Annotated in this window: 24 protein-coding genes; 5 read left to right on the plus strand and 19 right to left on the minus strand. The window is 59.0% G+C overall.

Annotated features, from left to right (window positions below; translation table 11 throughout):
- The first annotated feature begins 10 nt into the window (after positions 1-10).
- Positions 11-904, plus strand: coding sequence for a TIGR01777 family oxidoreductase (locus ACQUTP_RS06870; RefSeq protein ID WP_004201764.1), 894 nt, complete (start codon positions 11-13; stop codon positions 902-904).
- On the opposite strand, the gene ACQUTP_RS06875 is transcribed toward ACQUTP_RS06870, so the two are convergent.
- Complete coding sequence (locus ACQUTP_RS06875; RefSeq protein ID WP_032425776.1) at positions 884-1,000, minus strand: hypothetical protein; 117 nt, start codon at positions 998-1,000, stop codon at positions 884-886. The two genes, ACQUTP_RS06870 and ACQUTP_RS06875, sit on opposite strands and share 21 nt — an antisense overlap.
- A gap of 119 nt (positions 1,001-1,119) precedes the next feature.
- Here ACQUTP_RS06875 and ACQUTP_RS06880 point away from each other — a divergent pair, with 119 nt between their 5' ends.
- Positions 1,120-1,647: a GNAT family N-acetyltransferase gene (locus ACQUTP_RS06880; protein ID WP_004201767.1), complete on the plus strand. Its 528-nt coding sequence runs from the start codon at positions 1,120-1,122 to the stop codon at positions 1,645-1,647.
- Positions 1,648-1,652: 5 nt separating this feature from the next.
- Here the strand turns inward: ACQUTP_RS06880 and hisP are convergent, their stop codons facing one another.
- The 5 genes from hisP to argT form a co-directional block, all read right to left on the minus strand.
- Positions 1,653-2,426: a histidine ABC transporter ATP-binding protein HisP gene (gene hisP / locus ACQUTP_RS06885; RefSeq protein WP_002913206.1), complete on the minus strand. Its 774-nt coding sequence runs from the start codon at positions 2,424-2,426 to the stop codon at positions 1,653-1,655.
- Positions 2,427-2,433: 7 nt separating this feature from the next.
- Positions 2,434-3,150, minus strand: coding sequence for a histidine ABC transporter permease HisM (gene hisM / locus ACQUTP_RS06890; RefSeq protein WP_002913207.1), 717 nt, complete (start codon positions 3,148-3,150; stop codon positions 2,434-2,436).
- Positions 3,147-3,833: a histidine ABC transporter permease HisQ gene (locus ACQUTP_RS06895; protein WP_004201769.1), complete on the minus strand. Its 687-nt coding sequence runs from the start codon at positions 3,831-3,833 to the stop codon at positions 3,147-3,149. The genes hisM and ACQUTP_RS06895 overlap by 4 nt, the downstream gene beginning before the upstream one ends.
- Before the next feature lie 66 nt (positions 3,834-3,899).
- Positions 3,900-4,682, minus strand: coding sequence for a histidine ABC transporter substrate-binding protein HisJ (hisJ, locus tag ACQUTP_RS06900; protein WP_002913209.1), 783 nt, complete (start codon positions 4,680-4,682; stop codon positions 3,900-3,902).
- A gap of 267 nt (positions 4,683-4,949) precedes the next feature.
- Complete coding sequence (argT, locus tag ACQUTP_RS06905) at positions 4,950-5,732, minus strand: lysine/arginine/ornithine ABC transporter substrate-binding protein ArgT (RefSeq protein WP_004180753.1); 783 nt, start codon at positions 5,730-5,732, stop codon at positions 4,950-4,952.
- Between the two features lie 40 nt (positions 5,733-5,772).
- On the opposite strand from argT, the gene ACQUTP_RS06910 reads away from it, so the two are divergent.
- Positions 5,773-5,934 (plus strand): hypothetical protein, encoded by a 162-nt coding sequence (locus ACQUTP_RS06910; RefSeq protein WP_004140952.1) that lies wholly within the window; start codon positions 5,773-5,775, stop codon positions 5,932-5,934.
- 65 nt (positions 5,935-5,999) lie between these two features.
- Here the strand turns inward: ACQUTP_RS06910 and ACQUTP_RS06915 are convergent, their stop codons facing one another.
- The 10 genes from ACQUTP_RS06915 to pdxB form a co-directional block, all read right to left on the minus strand.
- Positions 6,000-6,584 carry a UbiX family flavin prenyltransferase gene (locus ACQUTP_RS06915; protein ID WP_004180755.1) on the minus strand — a complete coding sequence of 195 codons (585 nt, stop codon included), beginning with the start codon at positions 6,582-6,584 and terminating at the stop codon, positions 6,000-6,002.
- Between the two features lie 137 nt (positions 6,585-6,721).
- On the minus strand, positions 6,722-8,239 hold the full coding sequence (purF, locus tag ACQUTP_RS06920; RefSeq protein ID WP_004180758.1) for an amidophosphoribosyltransferase: 1,518 nt from the start codon (positions 8,237-8,239) through the stop codon (positions 6,722-6,724).
- Positions 8,240-8,272: 33 nt separating this feature from the next.
- Complete coding sequence (gene cvpA / locus ACQUTP_RS06925) at positions 8,273-8,761, minus strand: colicin V production protein (RefSeq protein WP_002913214.1); 489 nt, start codon at positions 8,759-8,761, stop codon at positions 8,273-8,275.
- A 217-nt stretch (positions 8,762-8,978) separates the two neighbouring features.
- Positions 8,979-9,665 (minus strand): cell division protein DedD, encoded by a 687-nt coding sequence (dedD, locus tag ACQUTP_RS06930; protein ID WP_004201770.1) that lies wholly within the window; start codon positions 9,663-9,665, stop codon positions 8,979-8,981.
- The gene (folC, locus tag ACQUTP_RS06935; protein WP_100050766.1) at positions 9,655-10,923 is read right to left on the minus strand and encodes a bifunctional tetrahydrofolate synthase/dihydrofolate synthase; all 1,269 of its coding nucleotides are present in this window, start codon (positions 10,921-10,923) and stop codon (positions 9,655-9,657) included. Before folC ends, dedD begins: the two co-directional genes overlap by 11 nt.
- 75 nt (positions 10,924-10,998) lie before the next feature.
- Entirely contained in the window at positions 10,999-11,919 is a 921-nt protein-coding gene (gene accD, locus ACQUTP_RS06940; protein WP_004201773.1) for an acetyl-CoA carboxylase, carboxyltransferase subunit beta, read from the minus strand.
- Positions 11,920-12,104: 185 nt separating this feature from the next.
- Complete coding sequence (locus tag ACQUTP_RS06945) at positions 12,105-12,764, minus strand: DedA family protein (RefSeq protein WP_048295251.1); 660 nt, start codon at positions 12,762-12,764, stop codon at positions 12,105-12,107.
- A gap of 26 nt (positions 12,765-12,790) precedes the next feature.
- The gene (truA, locus tag ACQUTP_RS06950; protein ID WP_043520221.1) at positions 12,791-13,603 is read right to left on the minus strand and encodes a tRNA pseudouridine(38-40) synthase TruA; all 813 of its coding nucleotides are present in this window, start codon (positions 13,601-13,603) and stop codon (positions 12,791-12,793) included.
- Positions 13,603-14,616, minus strand: a complete 1,014-nt coding sequence (locus ACQUTP_RS06955) for an aspartate-semialdehyde dehydrogenase (RefSeq protein ID WP_004201776.1) — start codon at positions 14,614-14,616, stop codon at positions 13,603-13,605. The genes truA and ACQUTP_RS06955 overlap by 1 nt, the downstream gene beginning before the upstream one ends.
- 63 nt (positions 14,617-14,679) lie before the next feature.
- Positions 14,680-15,816 (minus strand): 4-phosphoerythronate dehydrogenase PdxB, encoded by a 1,137-nt coding sequence (pdxB, locus tag ACQUTP_RS06960; RefSeq protein WP_004201779.1) that lies wholly within the window; start codon positions 15,814-15,816, stop codon positions 14,680-14,682.
- Positions 15,817-15,926: 110 nt separating this feature from the next.
- On the opposite strand from pdxB, the gene flk reads away from it, so the two are divergent.
- Positions 15,927-16,904 carry a flagella biosynthesis regulator Flk gene (gene flk, locus ACQUTP_RS06965; RefSeq protein WP_017899511.1) on the plus strand — a complete coding sequence of 326 codons (978 nt, stop codon included), beginning with the start codon at positions 15,927-15,929 and terminating at the stop codon, positions 16,902-16,904.
- Between the two features lie 86 nt (positions 16,905-16,990).
- Here the strand turns inward: flk and ACQUTP_RS06970 are convergent, their stop codons facing one another.
- Together ACQUTP_RS06970 and fabB are read right to left on the minus strand one after the other, a co-directional pair.
- Positions 16,991-18,166, minus strand: a complete 1,176-nt coding sequence (locus ACQUTP_RS06970) for an MFS transporter (protein ID WP_043520214.1) — start codon at positions 18,164-18,166, stop codon at positions 16,991-16,993.
- A 209-nt stretch (positions 18,167-18,375) separates the two neighbouring features.
- The gene (gene fabB / locus ACQUTP_RS06975; protein ID WP_002913291.1) at positions 18,376-19,596 is read right to left on the minus strand and encodes a beta-ketoacyl-ACP synthase I; all 1,221 of its coding nucleotides are present in this window, start codon (positions 19,594-19,596) and stop codon (positions 18,376-18,378) included.
- Positions 19,597-19,754: 158 nt separating this feature from the next.
- Between fabB and mnmC the strand changes: the two genes are divergently transcribed.
- Entirely contained in the window at positions 19,755-21,743 is a 1,989-nt protein-coding gene (mnmC, locus tag ACQUTP_RS06980; RefSeq protein ID WP_004201784.1) for a bifunctional tRNA (5-methylaminomethyl-2-thiouridine)(34)-methyltransferase MnmD/FAD-dependent 5-carboxymethylaminomethyl-2-thiouridine(34) oxidoreductase MnmC, read from the plus strand.
- Positions 21,744-21,804: 61 nt separating this feature from the next.
- On the opposite strand, the gene ACQUTP_RS06985 is transcribed toward mnmC, so the two are convergent.
- On the minus strand, positions 21,805-22,086 hold the full coding sequence (locus ACQUTP_RS06985) for a YfcL family protein (protein WP_004201785.1): 282 nt from the start codon (positions 22,084-22,086) through the stop codon (positions 21,805-21,807).
- Between the last annotated feature and the right edge of the window lie 9 nt (positions 22,087-22,095).

The following is a 22,095-nucleotide window of genomic DNA, read 5'->3' on the forward strand; positions in this document are numbered from 1 at the left end:
GGGAGGTGGTATGAAGATCCTGCTTACTGGTGGTACCGGCCTGATTGGCCGACATCTGATACCCAGACTGCTGGAGCTTGGGCATAGCGTCACGGTCTCCACCCGACATCCGGATACCGCCCGCGCCCGTCTCGATCCGCGCGTCACGCTGTGGCGCGATTTCGAGGGCCATCACCACCTCAATGACATTGATGCCGTCATCAATCTGGCGGGCGAGCCCATCGCCGATAAACGCTGGACCGCCGAGCAGAAACAGCGCTTATGCCATAGTCGCTGGGATCTCACTCAGCGGCTGGTGGGCTTGTTCCACGCCAGCGATACTCCTCCCTCCGTGCTGATCAGCGGGTCAGCCACCGGCTATTACGGCGACCTCGGCGAAGTGGTGGTGACAGAAGAAGAGCCGCCGCACAATGAGTTTACCCATAAGCTCTGCGCCCGCTGGGAGCAAATTGCCTGCGAAGCGCAAAGCGAGCGCACCCGCGTCTGTCTGCTGCGCACCGGCGTGGTACTGGCGCCGCGGGGCGGTATTCTTGGCAAAATGACCCCGGCCTTTAAGCTCGGCCTCGGTGGGCCTATCGGCAGCGGCAGACAGTACCTGGCCTGGATCCATATCGACGATATGGTTAACGGCATTCTGTGGCTGCTGGATAACGATCTGCGCGGCCCATTCAATATGGTTTCGCCCTATCCCGTGCATAACGAGCAGTTCGCGCACGCGCTGGGTCATGCGCTCAATCGACCGGCGATTTTCCGCGTTCCCGCCGCCGCCATCCGCCTGCTGATGGGCGAATCCGCTGTGCTGGTGCTCGGCGGCCAGCGCGCGCTGCCTAAGCGACTGGAAGCCGCCGGCTTCGCCTTCCGCTGGTACGATCTCGACGAAGCGCTAAAGGATGTGCTGAGTTAATGGCTGACACAGGGGAGCATTGGCTCCCCTGATTCCATTCTGCTGGCTCATGCTCCACGCCTGGATGGCCTCAGCCTGGCGCTGCAGCATCGCCATATCCCGGACAGCCAGCGCCCTGAAGCGCCTGAGTTCATCGCCAGTCGGCCGGTTCGCCGGTGTTACCTGGCGAAGCAAAGTGCTAAGGTAGGCCTTTCCTTCTTCGAATTGACTGCTTTATGACGACCATCACCACGCCTCGCCTTTCGCTTACCCGCTTTGTTACCGATGACTGGCCCTTTTTTCTGCGCCTGCGCCAGGATCCGCAGGTGATGCGTTTTATGGGCGAAGTGTTAAGCGAGGAGACGTTGCGCAGCGTGTTCGCCAGTCGCTGCGCCGATCCCGGCGTGTATGTTCTGCGTAATAAGCGCGGCGATGCGCTGGGCGATATTGGGCTTCGCATCAGCCCTAAAAATCCGCACGAGGCCGACGTCGGCTATGCGCTGCTGCCCGAGGCTCAGGGAAAAGGCTATGCCAGCGAAGCGCTGCGGGCGATCTGCGATTATGGTTTCAGCACGCTGGGGGTACAGGCCATCAATGCCTGGGTGTTGGGAGAGAATCGTGGATCATCGCGCCTGCTGGAGAAGCAAGGCTTTGTGCGCACGCAGGTGCTGGAGAAAGCCTATCATCTGAACGGCGTCGATTACGATGACTGGATTTACCGGCTGGAGCGTGAATCCCACCCGGCGCCCGCAGACGCCGGGTAAGCCGTTTATTTCAACGAACCTTTCAGAAACTGCTGCAGGCGCGGGCTTTTCGGCGCGCCGAACAGCGCGTCCGGATGCCCTTCCTCTTCGATTTTTCCCTGATGCAGGAAAATGACATGTGAAGAGACGTGGCGGGCAAAGCCCATTTCGTGGGTCACCACCACCATGGTTTTCCCCTCTTCCGCCAACTGCTGCATGATGCGTAACACTTCGCCCACCAGCTCCGGATCCAGCGCGGAGGTCGGCTCATCGAACAGCAGCACTTCCGGCTCCATCGCCAGCGCGCGGGCAATAGAGACACGCTGCTGCTGGCCGCCGGAAAGATGCACCGGGTATTTCGCCTGCTGACGTTCGTCTATCCCGACCTTGGCCAGGTATTTTACCGCCCGTTCGCGCGCTTCCTGTTTGCTTAAGCCCAGCACCTGAATCGGCGCCTCCATGACGTTCTCCAGCACCGTCATATGGCTCCACAGATTGAAATGCTGAAACACCATGGTCAACCGGGTGCGCAGCAGGCGCAGCTGGTTCTTGTCGGCCACCTTCAGCTGACCGTCTTTATCCCGTACCAGGCCAATATTCTGGCCGCTGACGACGATCGTGCCTTCGCTCGGTTTTTCAAGGAAGTTAATACAGCGTAAAAAGGTACTTTTCCCGGAACCCGATGAACCGATGATACTGATAACGTCCCCGGCTTTCGCCTGCAGCGAGACGCCCTTCAGCACCTCGTGTTCCCCATAGCGTTTATGCAGATCGATAACGTTTAATTTATTGTCGGACATGGCGTTCTCAATGCGTCGAAGAAGGTTTGATATGCTGCAACCAACGCTTTTCCGCTTTGCGGAACAAGCTAATCAGCACATACGAGATAATTAAATAGAGCACTGCGGCGATGCCAAAGGCGGTGAACGGCTGATAGGTGGCCGAGTTGATATCGCGGGCGATTTTCAGCAGATCCGGCACCGTAGCGGTAAACGCCAGCGCCGTCGAGTGCAGCATCAGGATCACTTCGTTACTGTAGGCCGGCAGCGCAATCCGCAGCGCGGAAGGCAGGATGATGCAGCGGTACAGTTTGACCGAAGAGAAGCCGTAGGCCCGCGCCGCTTCAATTTCGCCCGCCGGTACCGAGCGGATCGCGCCGGCGAAAATTTCGGTGGTATAAGCGCAGGTGTTCAGGGTCAGCGCCAGCACCGTACAGTTTAGCCCGCTGCGGAAAAAGGCGTTCAGCAGTTCAGTGCCTTTGACGATTTCCAGGGTGTACATACCGGAGTAAAAGACCAACAGCTGCACATACAGCGGCGTGCCGCGAAATATGTAAGTAAACAGCCAGATGGGAAACTGGATGAACTTATTGCTCGAAACGCGGCCGATTGCCAGAAAGACCGCCAGGATGCCCCCCATGACCACCGAAGAGATCAGCAACCATAAGGTAATCGCCACGCCGGTAAAGCGATAGCCGTCGGTCCACAGCAGGGATTTCCAATATTCCTGAATAATTTCAATCACAGGTCAGCCCTCTTGACGCCAACGGTATAGCGGCGTTCGAGCAGCAGCAGTACGCCATTAGAAAGGGTGGTAAATACCAGATAAATCAGGCCGCAGACGATGGCGAAGTAGAACGGCTGCCAGGTGCTTTTGCCCGCCAGCTGCGTGGCTTTGACCACATCCTCCAGCCCCAGCAGCGAGACCAGCGCCGTCGCCTTGAGGATAACCTGCCAGTTGTTGCCGATCCCCGGCAGCGCGTAGCGCATCATCGCCGGGAACAGGATGCGCCGGAACGTCTGCCCGCCGCTGAAGCCAAAGGCGGTGGCCGCTTCGATATGCCCCTTCGGCACCGCCAGGTAGGCGCCGCGGAAGGTTTCCGTAAAATAGGCGCCATAGATAAAGCCAAGGGTAATAATCCCGGCGATCATCGGGTCAATATCAAACTGCGCCATGCCCAGCGCGTCGGTAACGCTGTTAAGCGCAATCTGCAGGCCGTAGAAAATCAACAGCATCAGCACCAGGTCGGGGACGCCGCGGATCAGTGTGGTATAGCCTTCAAATACCAGCGCCAGAGGACGATTGCTCGATAGCTTTGCGCCAGCGCCCGCCAGCCCAATCAGGACGGCGAGAACGACCGAGCTGAGCGCAAGCTCCAGGGTGACAAGCGCACCCTGCAAAATAACCTGTGAAAACCCATACAGCATGCTGCCTACCCTGTCTGTCATCCACCATTGCGCGTGAATCGGACGCGCAATGGTGAGGCGTGAGAATTATTCGCCGTATACGTTAAAATCGAAATATTTTTTCGCCAGCTTGTCGTAGGTGCCGTCCTTACGCATCTCTGCAAACGCTTTATTCAGCGCTTCGCGCAGTTCGTTGTCTTCCTTACGCAGCCCCATACCGGTGCCGACGCCGAACAGCTTTTCGTCCTTAATCGACGGACCGCCAAACTGATAATCTTTACCGATAGGCTGTTTCAGGAACCCTTCGCTGGCCGCGACCTCATCCTGGAAAGCGGCGTCAATACGGCCGGCGGTCAGGTCGGAATAGATATTGTCCTGCCCCTGATAGGAGACAATTTCGATACCTTTCGGCGCCCAGTGCTCATTACCATAAGTTTCCTGCGTCGTACCCTGCAGCACGCCCACGCGCTTACCCTTCAGGGTGGCAAGATCCGGCGTTACCGGGCTGCCCTTTTTCACCACCAGACGCGAATCAGCCGCATACAGTTTGTCGGTGAAAGCGATTTCCTGCTGACGCTTTTCGGTAATCGACAGCGAAGACATAATCGCGTCGATTTTCTTCGCTTTTAAAGAGGGGATCAGCGCATCCAGCGGGTTTTCCACAAAGGTACATTGGGTATTAATACGCTTACACAGCTCTTTTGCCAGATCGATATCAAAACCCACCAATTCCCCCTGCGCATTCTTCGATTCGAAGGGAGCATAAGTCGGATCGGTACCGATACGAATTTTTTGCGGAATAGCGGCAAAGACCGTGGAAACGCTGGAAAGGGCCAGCGCTAAAGAGAGAGACAACGCCAGTTTTTTCATAACTATCCTCGACAGACTGTCATTCTAACGGGTTTATTAGAACTATTAACACCAGTTATCGTGCCATTATTCGCCCCTTGAGGGCAAAGATTTATGCACCAGAAAGGCCATTTTTTTGCATCACAAACGCTTAACTATGCATTTTTTAGCCGCAAAAGCGCCTGCCTTTGCACTAAAATGATCCACAGCGTCTGGCGATGCACCTTTTCAGGGCTTTTACACGAGCATGGCGGCAGGCCCACCCGATAGCGCGGGCCTGCGGCAGTCTTAGTCGCCGTAGACGTTAAAATCGAAGTATTTCTTCGCCATTTTGTCGTAGGTGCCGTCTTTGCGCATCTCGCCCAGCGCTTTATCAAACGCGGCTTTCAGCTCGGCGTCGTCCTTACGCAGGCCGATACCGGTGCCGTCGCCAAAGTACTTTTTGTCTTTAACGGACGGGCCGGCAAAGGCGAAATCTTTCCCGGCAGGCTGCTTCAGGAAGCCTTCGCTGGCGGCGACTTCATCCTGCAGCGCCGCATCCAGACGACCAGCGGAGAGGTCGGAATAGATCAGGTCCTGGTTCTGATATGCCACCACGTCAACGCCCTGGCTGCGCCAGCGATCGTTAGCATAGGCTTCCTGCGTGGAGCCCTGCAGCACGCCGACGTGCTTACCTTTCAGCGCCTCCAGCGTCGGCTGGATCGGCGAGCCTTTGGCCGCGATCAGCCGGGAGTCGGCGGCATAAAGCTTGTCAGAGAAGGCGATCTCTTGCTGGCGCTTCTCGGTGATGGAGAGCGAGGAGATGATGGCGTCAATTTTCTTCGCCTTGAGGGAGGGGATCAGGGAGTCAAAATCACTGCCGACCCAGGTACATTTCACCTTAATACGGGAGCACAGTTCATTGCCTAAATCGATATCAAAGCCAACAAAGTCCCCTTTCGCGTCTTTCGACGAAAAGGGCGCATAGGTCGCGTCAGTGCCAATGCGAATGCTCTGCGGCAGAGCAGCAAACACACTGGCCGTGCTGCTCATTCCCACGAGTAAAGAGAGAGCCAGAATCGTCTTCTTCATACAGTACCCTTAAGTGTCGTGATGTGGTGCGTTGCTTGTTATGGTGATTGCCGATCAATCCTGCAGTTTTTGTGCCATCTTCCCGGTGCGTGCCGGGAACAGGGTTAAATTTGTTAAAATAAAGTTGCAGGATTGTCTTAAAAGGGAAGATACCAGCATTACTGGCGAAACCGCAGCGCCTGAGCGCAAAAAGACGAAATAAATGTCGAGGATTTGATCGGGACGACAAATTTGCACCAGCGCAGCGCAAGCGTACATTTCACGCACCTATTTGGTGCAATCCTGTGACCCTTGCCAGCGCGTAAATAAGTCTTGTTCCAGGCTAATGTCGAACTGATCGAGTACCCGGTTGACGGTCTGGTTGATAACATCATCCAGGCTTTGCGGCCGATGGTAGAAGGCCGGCACCGGCGGCATAATCACCGCCCCCAGCTCCGCAGCCTGCACCAGCAGTCGCAGATGGCCAAGATGGAACGGAGTCTCCCGCACGCAGAGCACCAGCGGACGACGCTCCTTCAGCACCACATCCGCCGCCCGCGTCAGCAGACCATCCGTGTAGCTATGGACAATACCCGAGAGCGTTTTCATTGAGCAGGGTAAAATCACCATCCCGGCGGTTTTAAACGAGCCGGAGGAGATACTGGCGGCGATGTCGCGGGCATCATGCACCACATCAGCCAGCGCCTGCACTTCACGCACGGTAAAGTCGGTCTCCATCGCCAGCGTCTGGCGCGCCGCCTGACTGAGGATCAGATGGGTTTCAATATCCGGCACATCCCGCAGCACCTGCAGCATCCGCACGCCATAGATGGCGCCGCTGGCGCCGGAAATGCCAATAATCAGTCGTTTCACGTTCTGTTACCCCTTGCGCGTCATGCCGCAGACTTTGCCGGATTATAGCCGTTGGCGCAACCATTGACGCACCGTTGCCGGGCGAAAAAAAGGCCCGCCGTCCATCAGGAACGGCAGGCCCGCGACGCGTGAACGGCTTAACCCTCGTTGTGCATCTCGAGGTTTTCGACTTCGTTCTGCAGCTGAACCGCTTTGGCATCATCGTTACGCAGGGAATCGAGGTAGTCGAGGTACTGCTGGTCGACATCCCGGGTGACGTACACGCCGTTGAACACAGAACATTCAAACTGCTGAATATCCGGATTTTCCGCGCGCACCGCCTCGATCAGATCGTTGAGATCCTGGAAAATCAGGCCATCGGCGCCGATGATCTGGCGGATCTCATCCACTTCGCGGCCATGAGCGATAAGTTCGTTGGCGGTCGGCATATCGATACCGTACACGTTCGGGAAACGAATTTCCGGCGCGGCTGAGGCCAGATACACTTTTTTCGCCCCTGCTTCGCGCGCCATCTCGATGATCTGCTCCGAGGTGGTGCCGCGAACGATGGAATCGTCCACCAGCAGCACGTTCTTATCGCGGAACTCCGCACGGTTGGCGTTGAGCTTGCGGCGCACAGACTTACGACGCAGCTGCTGGCCCGGCATGATAAATGTGCGGCCGACGTAGCGGTTCTTCACGAAGCCCTGTCGATAAGGCTTGTCGAGGATGCGGGCGATCTCCAGCGCGATATCGCAGGAGGTCTCCGGGATCGGGATAACGACGTCAATATCCAGATCTTCCCACTCGCGGGCAATCTTCTCGCCCAGCTTGGTTCCCATATTAACGCGGGCGCTGTAGACGGAAATTTTGTCGATAAACGAGTCCGGACGGGCAAAATAGACGTACTCGAACAGGCACGGGTTGCTGACCGGGTTATCGGCGCACTGACGGGTAAACAGCTGGCCCTTCTCGGTAATATAAACCGCTTCGCCCGGCGCCACATCGCGCAGGAATTCAAAGCCAAGGGTGTCAAGCGCCACGCTTTCCGAGGCCACCATATACTCGGTGCGGCCATCGCCTACGTCACGTTTGCCCAACACCAGCGGACGAATGCCGTTCGGGTCGCGGAAGGCCACCATGCCATGACCGATGATCATCGCCACGCAAGCGTACGCGCCGCGGATCAAGCGGTTGGTCGCCGCAATCGCGGCAAAGATGTTATCCGCTTCCAGTGGGTAGTGACGGAAGTTATCCAGCTCACTGGCGAAAATATTGAGGAGGATTTCGGAATCTGAGGTGGTATTGATGTGGCGGCGTTTTTCTTCAAACAGCTTTTTACGCAGCTCATGGGCGTTGGTCAGGTTGCCGTTATGCGCCAACGTGATGCCATACGGCGAGTTGACGTAAAACGGCTGCGCTTCGGAGGCGCTGGAGCTGCCCGCCGTGGGGTAACGCACGTGGCCAATCCCCATATTGCCCTGCATACGCTGCATATGGCGGGCTTCGAATACGTCGCTTACCAGCCCGTTAGCCTTACGCAACCGGAAGCAGTTGTTAGCATCAATGGTGATGATGCCAGCGGCATCCTGTCCACGGTGCTGGAGCACCGTTAGCGCATCATAAATCGACTGGTTAACCGGCATAACACCGGCGATACCGACAATACCGCACATACGTCTTTTCCTCGTTCAGCAACGACCTAAAGTCTATACTTTAGGCAAGAAACTTGACGAGCTTTGCAGGTATTCAAAAAACCATCTGATGACGGGGGTAAAATAGGGAATAAACTGCGACTGATGCCAGTCATCGCTCTTCGCCATCCCGGTAAAGGTGTCAAGGAAGAACAGAATAGCGGCGATGATCAGCACCCCACGTAGCGCGCCGAAGCAGATCCCCAATACCCTGTCGGTACCTGACAAACCGGTTTTCTCCACCAGCTGGCCTATCACATAGTTCACGATAGCGCCAACGATGAGCGTCACGATAAACAGCGCCGCAATAGCAATCCCATTTCGAACCCGTTCATCCTCAAAGCCCGTAAACCAGACAGACAGATCAGCGTAGTAGTGGCTGGCGACATAAAACGCGCAACCCCACGTGACTAACGATAAAGCTTCGCGAACGAAGCCGCGGATCAGGCTGACCAGGCAAGAAAGACCCAGCACCGCCATAATGGCGTAATCAATCCAGACCATATACGTCCCACGATTTTACGCCCTGTCGTCCAGTTCGGGGCGCATTCTAACAGAAAAAGAAAACGTTTGCGTAGGGATTTCCTTGCCCTACAGAAATAAAAATGGCGCTGAAAAAACATTCAACGCCAGACTGTCTTTCGCCTCTTCAGGGCGGCTGAGACAGGGTTTACGGGGCGTTTAGCCCCGCCGCGTTCTTTCCGCATCGCGGAAAAAACAATCAGTTCGGGGTGAAGCCCATCACCACCCCGCTGAGCCCGGAGATCTGTTGCAGATCGCCCAGCTGGCCCTTGAGCTTGTCTTTTGACGCATCCGGCCCGACGAGGATACGGGTAATTTTACCCTGTACCGGCGTCGAAGGCGACGTATACACTTTGAAGCCCGACGCCCGCAGTTTACCAACGATCTCGTTCACCTTATCGGCGTTCTTCAACGCGCCCAGCTGAACCACATAGGCTTTGCCGGTCGGCGCCGGCAGGGCCGCCTGCTGCTGCGGTTGTTGCTGCTGTGGCTTAGCAGGCGGTGGCGTTGGCGTCGCGGCCTGCTGTTGCGGCTGCGGCTTCGGCTGAGGTTTAGGCTGGGGTTTCGCGGCCACTACCGGCTCCTGAACGTCATCGAAGCTGTTGCTGTTCACCGGGATACGCGACGGATCTAACGATGGCGCGGCGGCATCGCCCGCCCGCACCTCTTCCGCCGCCCCTTCCGGCGGCTGCGAAGGCAGCGCCTGAGTCGCCGCCGGAAGCATATCCGGTTCATCACGATCGCCCGGTTTCGGCACCAGCGGGATCGCGGCAAACTCATCCTGGTAATGCTTTTTCTGCCCGTCCAGCAGCCCTGGCAGGATAATCACCCCCAGCGCCACCAGCACGATTGTCCCGACTAAACGGTTCTGAAACTTACTCGCCACCGATTCTCCCCGCGTCTATCTCTTCCATAACCTGTGCGACCGTGTGAAACGAACCACACACCAGCACGGTATCTTCCACTTTAGCGTCAGCCATGGCCGCATGCCACGCCTGCGCCACGCTGCTATAGACTGTGCCGCCACGCAAATGTTCCACCAGCTGCTCCGCCGTCGCCCCGCGCGGCCCTTCCAGCGGCGCGCAGTACCAGGCGTCGACTTCCGGGGCCAGATTGGCCAACGTGCCGGCAATGTCCTTATCATGCAGCATACCAATAACCGCCAGCACGCGTCCCGTTTTCGCTAACGTTTTGAGACGCCCGGCGAGATAAGCCGCCGCGTGCGGGTTATGCGCCACATCGAGGATCACCCGCGGGGCGTCGCTGATTATCTGAAAGCGTCCCGGCAGCATCGCGTCGCGGATCCCCGCGCGCAGGATAGCGTCATCCACGGCAAGTCCGCTGGCGCGCAGCGCCGCCACGGCCGTGGCGGCGTTCGGCAACGGCACCTGAGGCAGAGGCAGGCGGCTTAACGCCCCGCCCGCGTCGCGGAAAGACCATGTCTCGCCTTCCACCTCATAGCGCCAGTCGACGCCGCGGCGCTGGAGCAGGGCGCCCTTCTCGCTCGCCACTTCAGCAATGGTGTGCGGCATATCCGGCTCCCCTACTACCGCCGGTTTTCCGTCACGGAAGATACCGGCTTTCTCCCGGCCGATACTTTCGCGATCCGGTCCCAGCCAGTCGGTATGATCGAGAGCGATGCTGGTAACCACGGCGACATCGGCATCCACGATATTAGTGGCGTCGAGACGGCCGCCGAGCCCCACCTCCAGGATCACCACGTCCAGCTGCGCCTGCTTAAACAACCATAGCGCAGAGAGCGTGCCGTACTCAAAGTAGGTCAGCGAGATGTCGCCCCGCGCCGCTTCAATCTCCGCAAACGAGGCCGTATGCGCCGCCTCCGGCAGTTCCGCTCCCTGAATGCGCACGCGTTCGGTGTAACGCACCAGATGCGGAGAGCTGTAGACCCCCACTTTATAGCCGGCCGCCATCAGGACGGTTTCCAGCGTGCGGCAGGTGGTGCCTTTGCCATTGGTGCCCGCGACCGTAAAGACGAACGGCGCCGGTTTGACGATATCCATCTGCCGCGCGACCTCGCTGACGCGCGCCAGCCCCAGGTCGATGGTTTTACTGTGCAGATGTTCCAGATAAGAAAGCCACGTAGCCAGGGGCGACGTGGCCTGAGGAATAGGATCTTTTTCCATGATGCCCGCAAGAATTGACGGTTAACGCGTATGAATAAAAAAGGGCAGCGCCGCCAGGCCCTGCCCTCTGCTTTATCAGGCCTCGGGTTCCTGATCCGGTGCCGGCGGCACCACCACGCCTTCATGAGGCGTTTCCGAAGCGGCAACCGGCGCCGGCAGGTTCATCAGCTTCGCCAGAATGCTGGCCAGCTTGAGACGCATTTCCGGACGGCGAACGATCATATCGATCGCCCCTTTTTCAATCAGGAACTCACTGCGCTGGAATCCCGGCGGCAGCTTCTCACGTACGGTCTGCTCAATGACGCGAGGACCGGCAAAGCCGATCAGCGCTTTCGGCTCGGCAATGTTCAGGTCACCCAGCATCGCAAAGCTCGCCGATACGCCGCCCATGGTCGGGTCGGTCAGCACAGAGATGTACGGTAATCCGCGCTCCTGCATTTTCGCCAGCGCCGCGGAGGTTTTCGCCATCTGCATCAGCGACATCAGCGCTTCCTGCATACGGGCGCCACCGGAGGCGGAGAAGCAGATCAGCGGGCAGTTATCTTCCAGCGCCTGCTCCACCGCGCGCACAAAGCGTGCGCCAACGACGGAACCCATCGACCCCCCCATAAAGGAGAATTCAAAAGCGGCGGCCACAACCGGCATCGCGTAGAGCGTACCTTTCATTACCACCAGCGCGTCTTTCTCGCCCGTCTCTTTTTGAGCGGACGCCAGGCGGTCTTTGTATTTTTTTGAATCGCGGAACTTCAGCACATCTTTTGGCTCAAGTTCGCTTCCCAGTTCCACCAGAGAACCTTCATCCAACAGGCTATGCAGGCGATTACGCGCCGACATGCGCATATGGTGATCGCACTTAGGACAAACCTCCAGGTTGCGCTCCAGCTCGGCGCGGTAGAGTACCTGACCGCAGCTGTCGCACTTGGTCCATACACCCTCAGGAATGCTCGCCTTGCGGGTGGGAGTGATGTTGCTTTTAATTCGTTCAATCCAGCTCATTGATAACCTTTCTGCCTGAACCTGGTCGATGCCAGTTTTGTCGTAAGGGGCGCATAATGCCATTTTTGCCTCTTACAGACCATGAATGTTGCACATTAAATCATATCATCCCGGAACATGGGATAAAAAAGTGGTCAAACCGCTGCGCGTGACGCTCTGCACCGTCACGCGCAACACAGGCTAAACTACTTCGCCTGCTTCGTCGCCGCCCGCTTATGGCGAATAATCTCAATCACGCCCGGCAGGACGGAAAGCACGATGATCGCCACGATCAGCAGCTTAAGGTTCTCCTGCACCACCGGCAGATCGCCAAACAGATAGCCGGCGTAGGTGAACAGCAGCACCCACAGCAGCGCCCCGACGACGTTATAGGCCGCAAAATGACGATAGGACATATGCCCCATTCCCGCCACAAACGGCGCGAAGGTTCGGACTATCGGCACAAAGCGCGCGAGGATAATGGTTTTTCCGCCGTGACGTTCGTAGAAGCTATGGGTTTTATCCAGATAGCTGCGACGGAAAATCTTCGAGTTCGGATTGCTGAACAGCTTTTCGCCGAACAGCCGGCCAATGGTGTAGTTGACCGCATCGCCGACGATCGCCGCGATGACCATCAGCAATACCATCAGATGGACATTAAGATCGTTGGTGGGCAGGGCCGAGAGCGCGCCCGCGACGAACAGCAGGGAATCTCCCGGCAGAAACGGCGTCACCACCAGCCCGGTTTCGCAGAACAGAATCAAAAACAGAATGGCATAAACCCAGACGCCGTACTGGGCGACCAGCTCGGCCAGGTGCACATCAATATGCAGGATGAAATCAATTAAAAAGTGAATCAAGTCCATGTTTGTCTTTACCCTTAATGACCCTATTAGTCCGCCAGAAACAGCGGGCCCATTGGCAGCACCGGTAAATCATAATGGGCCGGGTAATCCACCGACACCAGATACAACCCTTCCGCTTTTGCCGTTGCCGCAGCGAGCGTCCTGTCTTTTGCTGCCAGCAGTTCTGCCATCCAGCTCTCCGGCTGGTTACCGGCCCCGATTTCCATCAGGCTGCCCACAATATTCCTGACCATATGATGTACAAAGGCATTCGCTTTGATATCCACCACCACATAAGCGCCGTAGCGGTTAACGTTAATGTGCATCACGTTGCGCCACGGGGTTCGCGACTGGCACTGCACTGCGCGAAACGAGGTGAAGTCATTCTCCCCCAGCAGACACTGCGCGGCGCGCTGCATGCGCGCGGCGTCGAGCGGCTGGTGAAAATGCGTGACGCCATGACTCAATACCGCCGGACGCAGGCGATGATTATAGATGACGTAACGATAGCGGCGCGCCGTGGCGCTGAACCGGGCATGAAAATCCGCCGGTACATGTTTGACCCAACGCACCGCGATGTCACCAGGTAAATTCGCATTTACCCCCAGCGTCCAGGCGGCATCTTTACGCTGCGCCCGGGTTTCGAAATGCACCACCTGGCCGGTGCCATGGACACCGGCGTCGGTGCGGCCGGCGCAAAAGACGGTAATCGGTTCGTTCGCCACCTGCGAGAGCGCCTTTTCCAGCTTCTCCTGCACGCTGCGCACTTCGTTTTGCCGCTGCCAGCCGTAATATTTGCTACCGTCGTACTCGATGCCCAGCGCGATTTTACAGACCGGCTGTTGCTCCATCTCAGACATCAGTACAGGTACTCCTCAATCAGCTTCTCGGCGATCTTCACCGCCATCAGCGCGCCGCCGAAGCGGACGTTATCCGCCACCGACCAGAACTGGACCTGCTCCGGCATGCCGTAGTCATTATGCACGCAGCCGATGGAGAGACGGGCGTTACCGGAGGCGTCGCCAACCTGAGTGGGGAATTCGCCCTCTTCAGACAGTTCGATCTCCTCGCCGCGGGTAAAGGCGTCACGCGCCTCTTCCGCCGCCAGCGGACGCATCGCTTCAAAGTTCACCATCTGCGCATGGCCGTAGAAGACCGGCGACTGGACGACGCTGGCGGAGATCATCAGCCCGTCATCCTGCAGAATTTTGCGCGCTTCATCGACGATACGGCGCTCTTCGCGCACGCTACCTTCACGATCCGGCAGCAGCGGCAGCATGTTGAACGCCAGCTGGCGGCCAAAGAAATCGTCTTCATCGATGGGGATGCCGTTCAACAGCTTGGCGCTCTGCCCTGCCAGCGCATCCACCGCTTTTTTCCCCTGCCCTGAGGCGGAGAGCAGGTTAGTGACGCTAATGCGCGACAGTCCACCCTGATCGATAAGCGGCTTGAGCGCCGTCAGCAGCTGGCTGGTCAGACTGTTGGGCACCGCAATCAGATTGCGGTTGCGGTAATCGCCTAACACAAACGGGTTCACGTCCGGCACCACCAGCGGTACGTCCGGCTCCAGCGCAAACAGGCCGCTGAGATCGATAACCAGACACCCGGCGTTTGTCGCATCTTCGACATACGCCGCACTGGCTTCTGCGCCTGCGGCAAAGAAAGCCAGCTGGGCCTGGGTCCAGTCAAACTCGGCGGCGTCCTTGACGATCACCGACTTGCCACCAAAACGCAGATGTTCGCCCGCGCTTTCATTGCGCGCCAGAGCAAAAATCTCCCCCACCGGGAACTGGCGTTCAGCAAGAGTTTCGAGCAGGGCTTCGCCTACGGCGCCCGTTGCGCCCAGTACGGCAATATTCCAGCCTTCAGACATGGTGGTTTACTCCAGAAATAAAGCGGCCCTGCCGGAGTATCCGGCAGGGGCATTAAGAAGACATTAACGAACAGGATGATGCACGGCGTTAAAACCGAGCTGGCGCAACAGGGCCGCCGCCTGCTCATCGCTGCACTGCACGTACAGCGAAGACCATTCGCGACGTTCCTGATAATTTTTACGCAGCTTGTCGAATTCACCGGCGACGCCCGCCACCTTCCGCAGCGGCGCATCATCGCGGCGCACATCATACACCAAATGTACCAGTCTTTTCAGCGTCGGCTGATCGAGCGGGCCATGCAGGGTGATGCGGCCAAACTCCGGGGCCGGCAACAGGGTATCCAGCGCCACCTGCTGCGGATGGCCGATAAAGGCGCTATAGGCTTCGAACACCTGCGTCGTCCCGCGCGCCTTCCCTTCAAGGGTATAGCCGGCGATATGCGCCGTGCCGATATCCACTCGCTTAAGAAGCTCTACGTTGAGATCCGGCTCCGGCTCCCAAACGTCCAGCACCACGCTCAGGGACTGACCGGCTTCCAGTCGTTTCAGCAACGCAGCGTTATCCACCACCGGCCCGCGGCAGGCGTTGATCAAAATCGTTCCGGGCTTCAGGCGGCTAATCAGCGCCTCATCCGCCAGATGCAGGGTTTTATATTGCCCTTCTTTATACAGCGGGGTATGGAAGGTGATGACATCAGCTTGCTGGACCAGATCGTCGAGGGAGCGGAAGTCGCCTTCGTCGCCGCGGTCGGCACGCGGGGGATCGCAAAGCAGGGTTTTGATACCCAACGCCTCCAGGCGCTTTTGCAGCCGCCCGCCGACGTTACCGACGCCGACGATCCCGACGGTGCGATCGCGCAGCGCGAAGCCGTCACGTTCGGCCAGCATCAGCAGCGCTGAAAAGACATACTCCACCACCGCGATGGCGTTGCAGCCGGGCGCCGCGGAGAAACCAATCCCCGCCTGCTGCAGCCACGCCTGATCGACATGATCGGTGCCTGCGGTCGCGGTGCCGACGAACCTGATGGCCTTGCCGGCAAGCAATGCTTCATTGACCCGGGTGACCGAGCGCACCATTAAGGCATCCGCATCGGTCAGGGCATCGGCCGGAACCGGGCGGCCCGGGATCGCCTGCACGTCGCCTAAACGGCTAAAAAGCTCACGGGCATAGGGCATATTTTCATCAACGAGGATTTTCACAGTTCAGTACCTGTCTGAGAACGAGAGTTAACCGGGGAAGTGTGCCATAATCTGGCCGCCAGGCATACTCATCACCTGGTTCCAGTACCGCGATATCGAAAGGATGAATCATGACGCACCCCCTTGCAGATATGCCAGACCGTCCTCCTGGGCGAGGCCCATCAGGCACTGCCGCCACCGGCGAACCTTCGCTTTCCATGCAGCAACGCACCGTCCTGGAGCGATTGATCACGCGCCTGGTGGCGCTGACCTCGCAGCAGAATGCGGAAGTGTGGGCCTGCGTCAAACATGATCTCGGACTAAAAGGCGACACGCCCCTGCTGGCCCGCCATTTCAGCGCCGCAGAGGCCAGTCTCAACCAGCGCTTAGCCGCCGCGCAGGACAATCATCATCATCGCCAGACCCTGGCGCAGCTCAGCGATCTGCTCGGCCAGGGCAATAACCGTCAGGCGGTGAGCGATTATATTCGTCAGCATTATGGGCAAACGGCGCTGCATGCCCTCAGCCAGACGCAACTGGAGCACATTCTGCATCTGCTGCAGCGTGGTCAGCTGTCTATCCCGCAGCCGCAGCAGCGCCCGCCGACCCTCCGCCCGCTGTTGCCAGCCGAGCACAACACGCTCAATCAGCTGGTGACGAAGCTGGCGGCCGCCACCGGCGAACCAAGCAAGCTGATTTGGCAGTCCATGCTGGAACTTTGCGGCGTCAAGTCCGGGGAGCTGATCCCGGCGACGCACTTCACGCCGCTTTCCTACTGGCTACAGGCGCGGCAGACCCTCAGCGCGCAAACCGCGCCGACGTTGACCTCGCTGCAGGGAGCGCTCAAGCAGCCGCTTGAGGCCGCAGAGTGGCAGAAGATTGTCGACTTTGCCCGTCGCAACTGGCAGGTTACGCCGCAGACCACGCTGAGCCCGGCGCAGATCCTGGCGCTGTTGAACAAGGTGTTTGTGCTGCGGGTAGCCCGCGCCCAGGAGACGCTGGCGATCCCGCAGGAGGAGCCCGTGACCAGGCGGACATGGGCCGCTAAGCCCTGGCAGCTGGCGCTGGGCGCGGTTGTCCTGCTCCTGGTGCTGTGGCTCCTGCTGTAGCCCAGCAGGCACAGGTGGCGTTCACGGCTCCCTTTCATGCCAAACGCCACGGTGTTGACTACAGCGGTTTCAGGCCGGACAACAACCTAGCGGCGAAATGAGATGAGGGTGACGAGGATCCCCAGCGCCGCGCAGAGGGCGCCGGCAAGAAATACCGACGAGTAGCCCAGCGAAGTGGCCAGTAGACCGGTCAGCGGCCCGGTCAGGCCATAAGAGATATCCTGAAAGGCCGCATAGCCGCCGAGCGCAGTGCCGCGCACCTGCGCCGGGACGCGCTTCACCACCTCCACGCCAAGCGACGGGAAAATAAGCGAACAGCCGCATCCGGTCAGCGCCGCGCCGGCCAGCGCTACCCAGACGCCCGACGCCAGCCCCAGCAGCGTCAGACCGACCGCCTCTATCAGCAGCGAGACCATCGCCACTTTAACGCCGCCAAACCGATCCGGCATCCAGCCGAACAGCACCCGCATCAGCACAAAAGCGCCGCCAAACGCCGTCAGGGTAAAGCCGGCCATCGGCCAGTGATGGCTGGCAAAATAGAGGGAGACGAAGGTGCCGATCACCGCAAAGCCGACGCCCTGCAGGCCCAGACCAATCCCCGGCCGCCAGATCATGCCGATGACGCTCCACAGTGAAGGCCGCTCGCCTCCGTGCGCCGCCACTTTGCGCACCGTCCCGTTGATGAGCCAGGCGACGAGCGGCAGTGTCATGGTGACGCAGGCGAGGACCGCCACGCCAAAATGGCTATATATTAACAATCCCAGCGGGGCGCCCACCGCCAGCGAACCGTACATCGCCATGCCGTTCCATGACATCACTTTGCCGGAGCGGGCCGGCCCCACCAGGCCCATCCCCCAGCTCAGGTTGCCGGTCAGCAGCTGGCTTTCGCCAAACCCGAGGATCAGGCGGCCCAGCAGCAACAGGCCCAACTTCGCGAACACCGGCAGCGGCAGCAGCGCAGCGGCCAGCCAGGCCGCACCGGCCAGGGCGCAGGCCAGCATCCCCTGCAGGACGGAACGTTTGGCGCCGTACTGGTCTGCCAGACGCCCGGCGTAGCCGCGGGTCAGAACGGTGGCGAGGAACTGGATCCCCACCGCCACGCCGACCACAGTGTTACCAAATCCCAGCTCCTGATGGACAAATAGCGGGATCACCGGCAGCGGCAAACCGACGGTCATATAGGTCAAAAAGACGGCGAATGTAATGCGAAAAAGCGAAAAATTCGCGGAAGAATGAGATGTTGTTTCAGTGACTGCGGACATGCATTACTCCAGATTCGCAGAGTAAGGCGAGCAAAGCGACACGCCCCCTCCACCTGACTATCAGGGTTAAGGCGCGTTGGTTGACGTTAAACGCTTACGCATTAGTGGAGAGACTAATGGATTCGCCAGCAGTGTGCCTGCGGGACCTTACCCTGTCAAGATGACAAAAAAGGGGAGCCGGTGGCTCCCCTCAGTGCATCGCGTGCTGATTAGGCGTTGTATTTACGCATCACCAGCGTGGCGTTGGTGCCGCCGAAGCCGAAGCTGTTGGACATCACGGTGGTCAGCTTAGCGTCAGTCGGTTTGGTGACGATGTTCAGGCCGGCTGCCTGCTCGTCCAGCTCTTCGACGTTGATGCTCGGCGCGATAAAGCCGTGCTCCAGCATCAGCAGGGAGTAGATAGCTTCCTGTACGCCCGCCGCGCCCAGCGAGTGGCCGGTCATCGCTTTGGTCGCCGAGATAGCCGGGCTGTTATCGCCGAACACTTCGCGGATCGCGCCCAGCTCTTTCACGTCGCCGACCGGCGTGGAGGTGCCGTGAGAGTTCAGGTAGTCGATCGGGGTATCCACGCCGTGCATCGCCATCTGCATACAGCGCACTGCGCCTTCACCCGATGGAGCTACCATGTCTGCGCCATCGGAGGTTGCGCCATAGCCGACGATTTCGGCATAGATGTGCGCGCCGCGCGCCAGAGCATGTTCCAGCTCTTCCACCACGACCATACCGCCGCCGCCGGCGATAACGAAGCCGTCACGGTTGGCGTCATAGGTGCGGGAGGCTTTTTCTGGAGTGTCGTTGTATTTGGTGGACAGCGCGCCCATGGCGTCGAACTCGCAGGCCATTTCCCAGCACAGCTCTTCGCCGCCGCCGGCAAAGACGATATCCTGTTTGCCCAGCTGAATCTGCTCTACCGCATTACCGATGCAGTGTGCGGAAGTGGCGCAGGCGGAGCTGATGGAGTAGTTAACGCCGTGGATTTTAAACGGCGTGGCGAGGCAGGCGGAAACGCCGGAAGCCATCGCTTTGGTGACCACATACGGACCCACGGCTTTCAGACCACGCGGGCTACGCATGGCATCAGCGCCGAAGACCTGGAATTTCGGGGAGCCGCCGCCGGAGCCTGCGATCAGGCCGACACGCGGGTTATTCTGGTATGCTTCCGGCGCCAGACCTGCGTCGGCAACGGCCTGTTCCATGGACAGGTAAGCATAGATGGAGGCGTCGCTCATGAAGCGCACTACTTTGCGGTCAATGAGGCCAGTGGTATCCAGTTTGACGTTGCCCCATACGTGGCTGCGCATCCCTGAATCTTTAAGCTCCTGAGAGAAAGTGATCCCTGAACGTCCTTCACGCAGAGATGCCAGGACTTCCTGCTGGTTATTACCGATGCTGGAAACGATGCCCAAGCCAGTAATCACTGCACGTTTCATTAAATACCTCTGTAAGTCTCACTATTTTAAGTTTCGTGTCGCACAATAGCGTACACTTGTACGCCGAACAAGTCCGATCAGACATTTTGTGTATAAATTTGCGCCCTCAGGCACACATCGCTAAGATCGCGCTACGCCTTGTGATTCGAGTAACTTACGTGAAACAAAACGCTATACAACCCGCCAACCTGGAATTCAATGCTGAGGGTACACCTGTTTCCCGAGATTTCGACGATGTTTACTTTTCCAATGACAACGGTCTGGAAGAGACGCGCTACGTCTTTCTCGGCGGAAATCGCCTGCCGGAGCGCTTCTCCAGCCACCCTCGCCCGCTGTTGATCGTTGCGGAGAGCGGCTTCGGCACCGGGCTCAATTTCCTCACTCTCTGGCAGGCGTTTGACGTTTTTGTTCGCGATAACCCGGACGTTACCCTGCAAAGGTTACATTTCATCAGTTTTGAGAAATATCCGCTGAAGGCGGAAGATCTCCGCCTGGCGCACCAGCGCTGGCCAGAGCTGGCCCCATGGGCAGAACAGCTGCAAGCGCAATGGCCTTCGGCCTTCGCCGGGTGCCATCGTCTGCTGCTCGACGGCGGACGGGTGACGCTCGATCTGTGGTTTGGCGATATCAACGAGCTGACCAGAGAGCTGGATGATTCGCTGAATCAGCAGGTGGACGCCTGGTTTCTCGACGGCTTTGCCCCGGCGAAAAATCCCGACATGTGGACCCAGGATCTGTTCAATGCCATGGCGCGCCTGGCGCGTCCCGGCGGAACACTGGCCACTTTTACCTCCGCCGGTTTTGTCCGCCGCGGCCTGCAGGAAGCCGGATTTACCCTGCGTAAAACCAAGGGCTTCGGCCGCAAACGGGAGATGCTGACCGGCGAGATGGCGCAAACGCTGGCCTTTCCGGCGCGCGCGCCCTGGTTCGCCCGCCGAGGCAGCGAGGCCCGCGAAGCGGCCATCGTCGGCGGCGGTATCGCCAGCGCCCTGCTCTCCCTGGCGCTGCTGCGTCGCGGCTGGCAGGTGACCCTCTACTGCGCGGACGACGCCCCGGCGCAGGGCGCCTCCGGTAATCGCCAGGGCGCGCTCTACCCGCTGTTAAGCCAGCACGATCCGGCGCTGGCGCGCTTTTTCCCGGCCGCCTTTACCTTCGCCCGCCGCACCTACGACGCGCTGCCGGTGCTGTTCGATCATCAATGGTGCGGGGTCACCCAGCTTGGCTGGGATGAAAAAAGCGCGCACAAAATCGCCCAGATGTTGGCCCTGGAGTTGCCCCCTGATATCGCCTGCGCGGTGACGGCGGATCAGGCCGCGGAGCTGACCGGCGTCGAGACCGGCTGCGGCGGCATAACCTATCCGGCCGGCGGTTGGCTGTGTCCACAGCAGCTCACCGCCGAGCTGCTGGCGCTGGCGGCAACTCGCGGTCTGCACGTGCATTATGGTTATCAGGTCGAGACGCTGAGTGCAGAAGGCGATGGCTGGCTGCTCAACCACCAGCGCTATCATCAGGCGGTCGTGCTGGCCAACGGCCACCGCATCGCGGATTTTGCGCAAACCGCGCCGTTGCCCGTCTATCCCGTGGGTGGCCAGGTCAGCCATATACCCACCACCCCGCGGCTTTCCGCTTTGCGCCAGGTGCTGTGCTACGACGGCTACCTGACGCCGCAGAATCCGCAAAACCAGCAGCATTGTATTGGCGCCAGCTACCATCGCGGCAAAACCGACACCACCTTCAGCGAAGGAGATCAGCAGCACAACCGGCAACGGCTGATCGACTGCTTCCCGGGCGCGGAGTGGCCGCAGGACGTGGATATCAGCGCAAGTGACGCCCGCTGCGGCGTGCGCTGCGCCACCCGCGATCATTTGCCGATGGTCGGCAACGTCCCGGACTATGCGGCGACATTGACGCAATACGCCAACCTCCACGAACGGCAGGATAGCGCCGGTAGCGCGCCGGTCTTTCATAACCTGTTTATGCTTGGCGCCCTCGGATCGCGAGGCATTTGCACCGCGCCGTTAAGCGCTGAGATACTGGCGGCGCAGATGAGCGCTGAACCGCTGCCGCTGGATAGCGACACCCTGGCGGCGCTGAATCCGAATCGGCTATGGGTGAGAAAACTGCTGAAGGGAAAAGCGGTGAAATAAAACCATGAGGGCAGGCAATTTCCCGGGTACGGCTGACGCCTGACCCGGGCTACAACATGGCTCAGGCCTGATTTTTTGCCTGCAGATACAGGTTTTCCCACATGCCCTGCACCAGAATTTGGTCCGGCGGCGACAGCTCGCCAGCGCCGATGGCTTTCTCCAGGCTATGGCTGACTTTGCTGTGTACCGCTTCAGCTGAATGCTCGCCCTCACCTTCCAGCTCTGCCACCGCCAGCGTCAGGTGGCCGCGCAGATAACCGCCGGCAAACAGTTCATCATCACTGGCGTGGTCTACCATGTTGTCAATCAGCGCCAGAATGCGTGATTCAAACTCCGCGATCATCGTCTTACC

The sequence above is a fragment of the Klebsiella sp. 2-CIP_Kleb. genome (assembly GCF_050378715.1).
Classification (GTDB): Bacteria; Pseudomonadota; Gammaproteobacteria; order Enterobacterales; family Enterobacteriaceae; genus Klebsiella; species Klebsiella quasipneumoniae.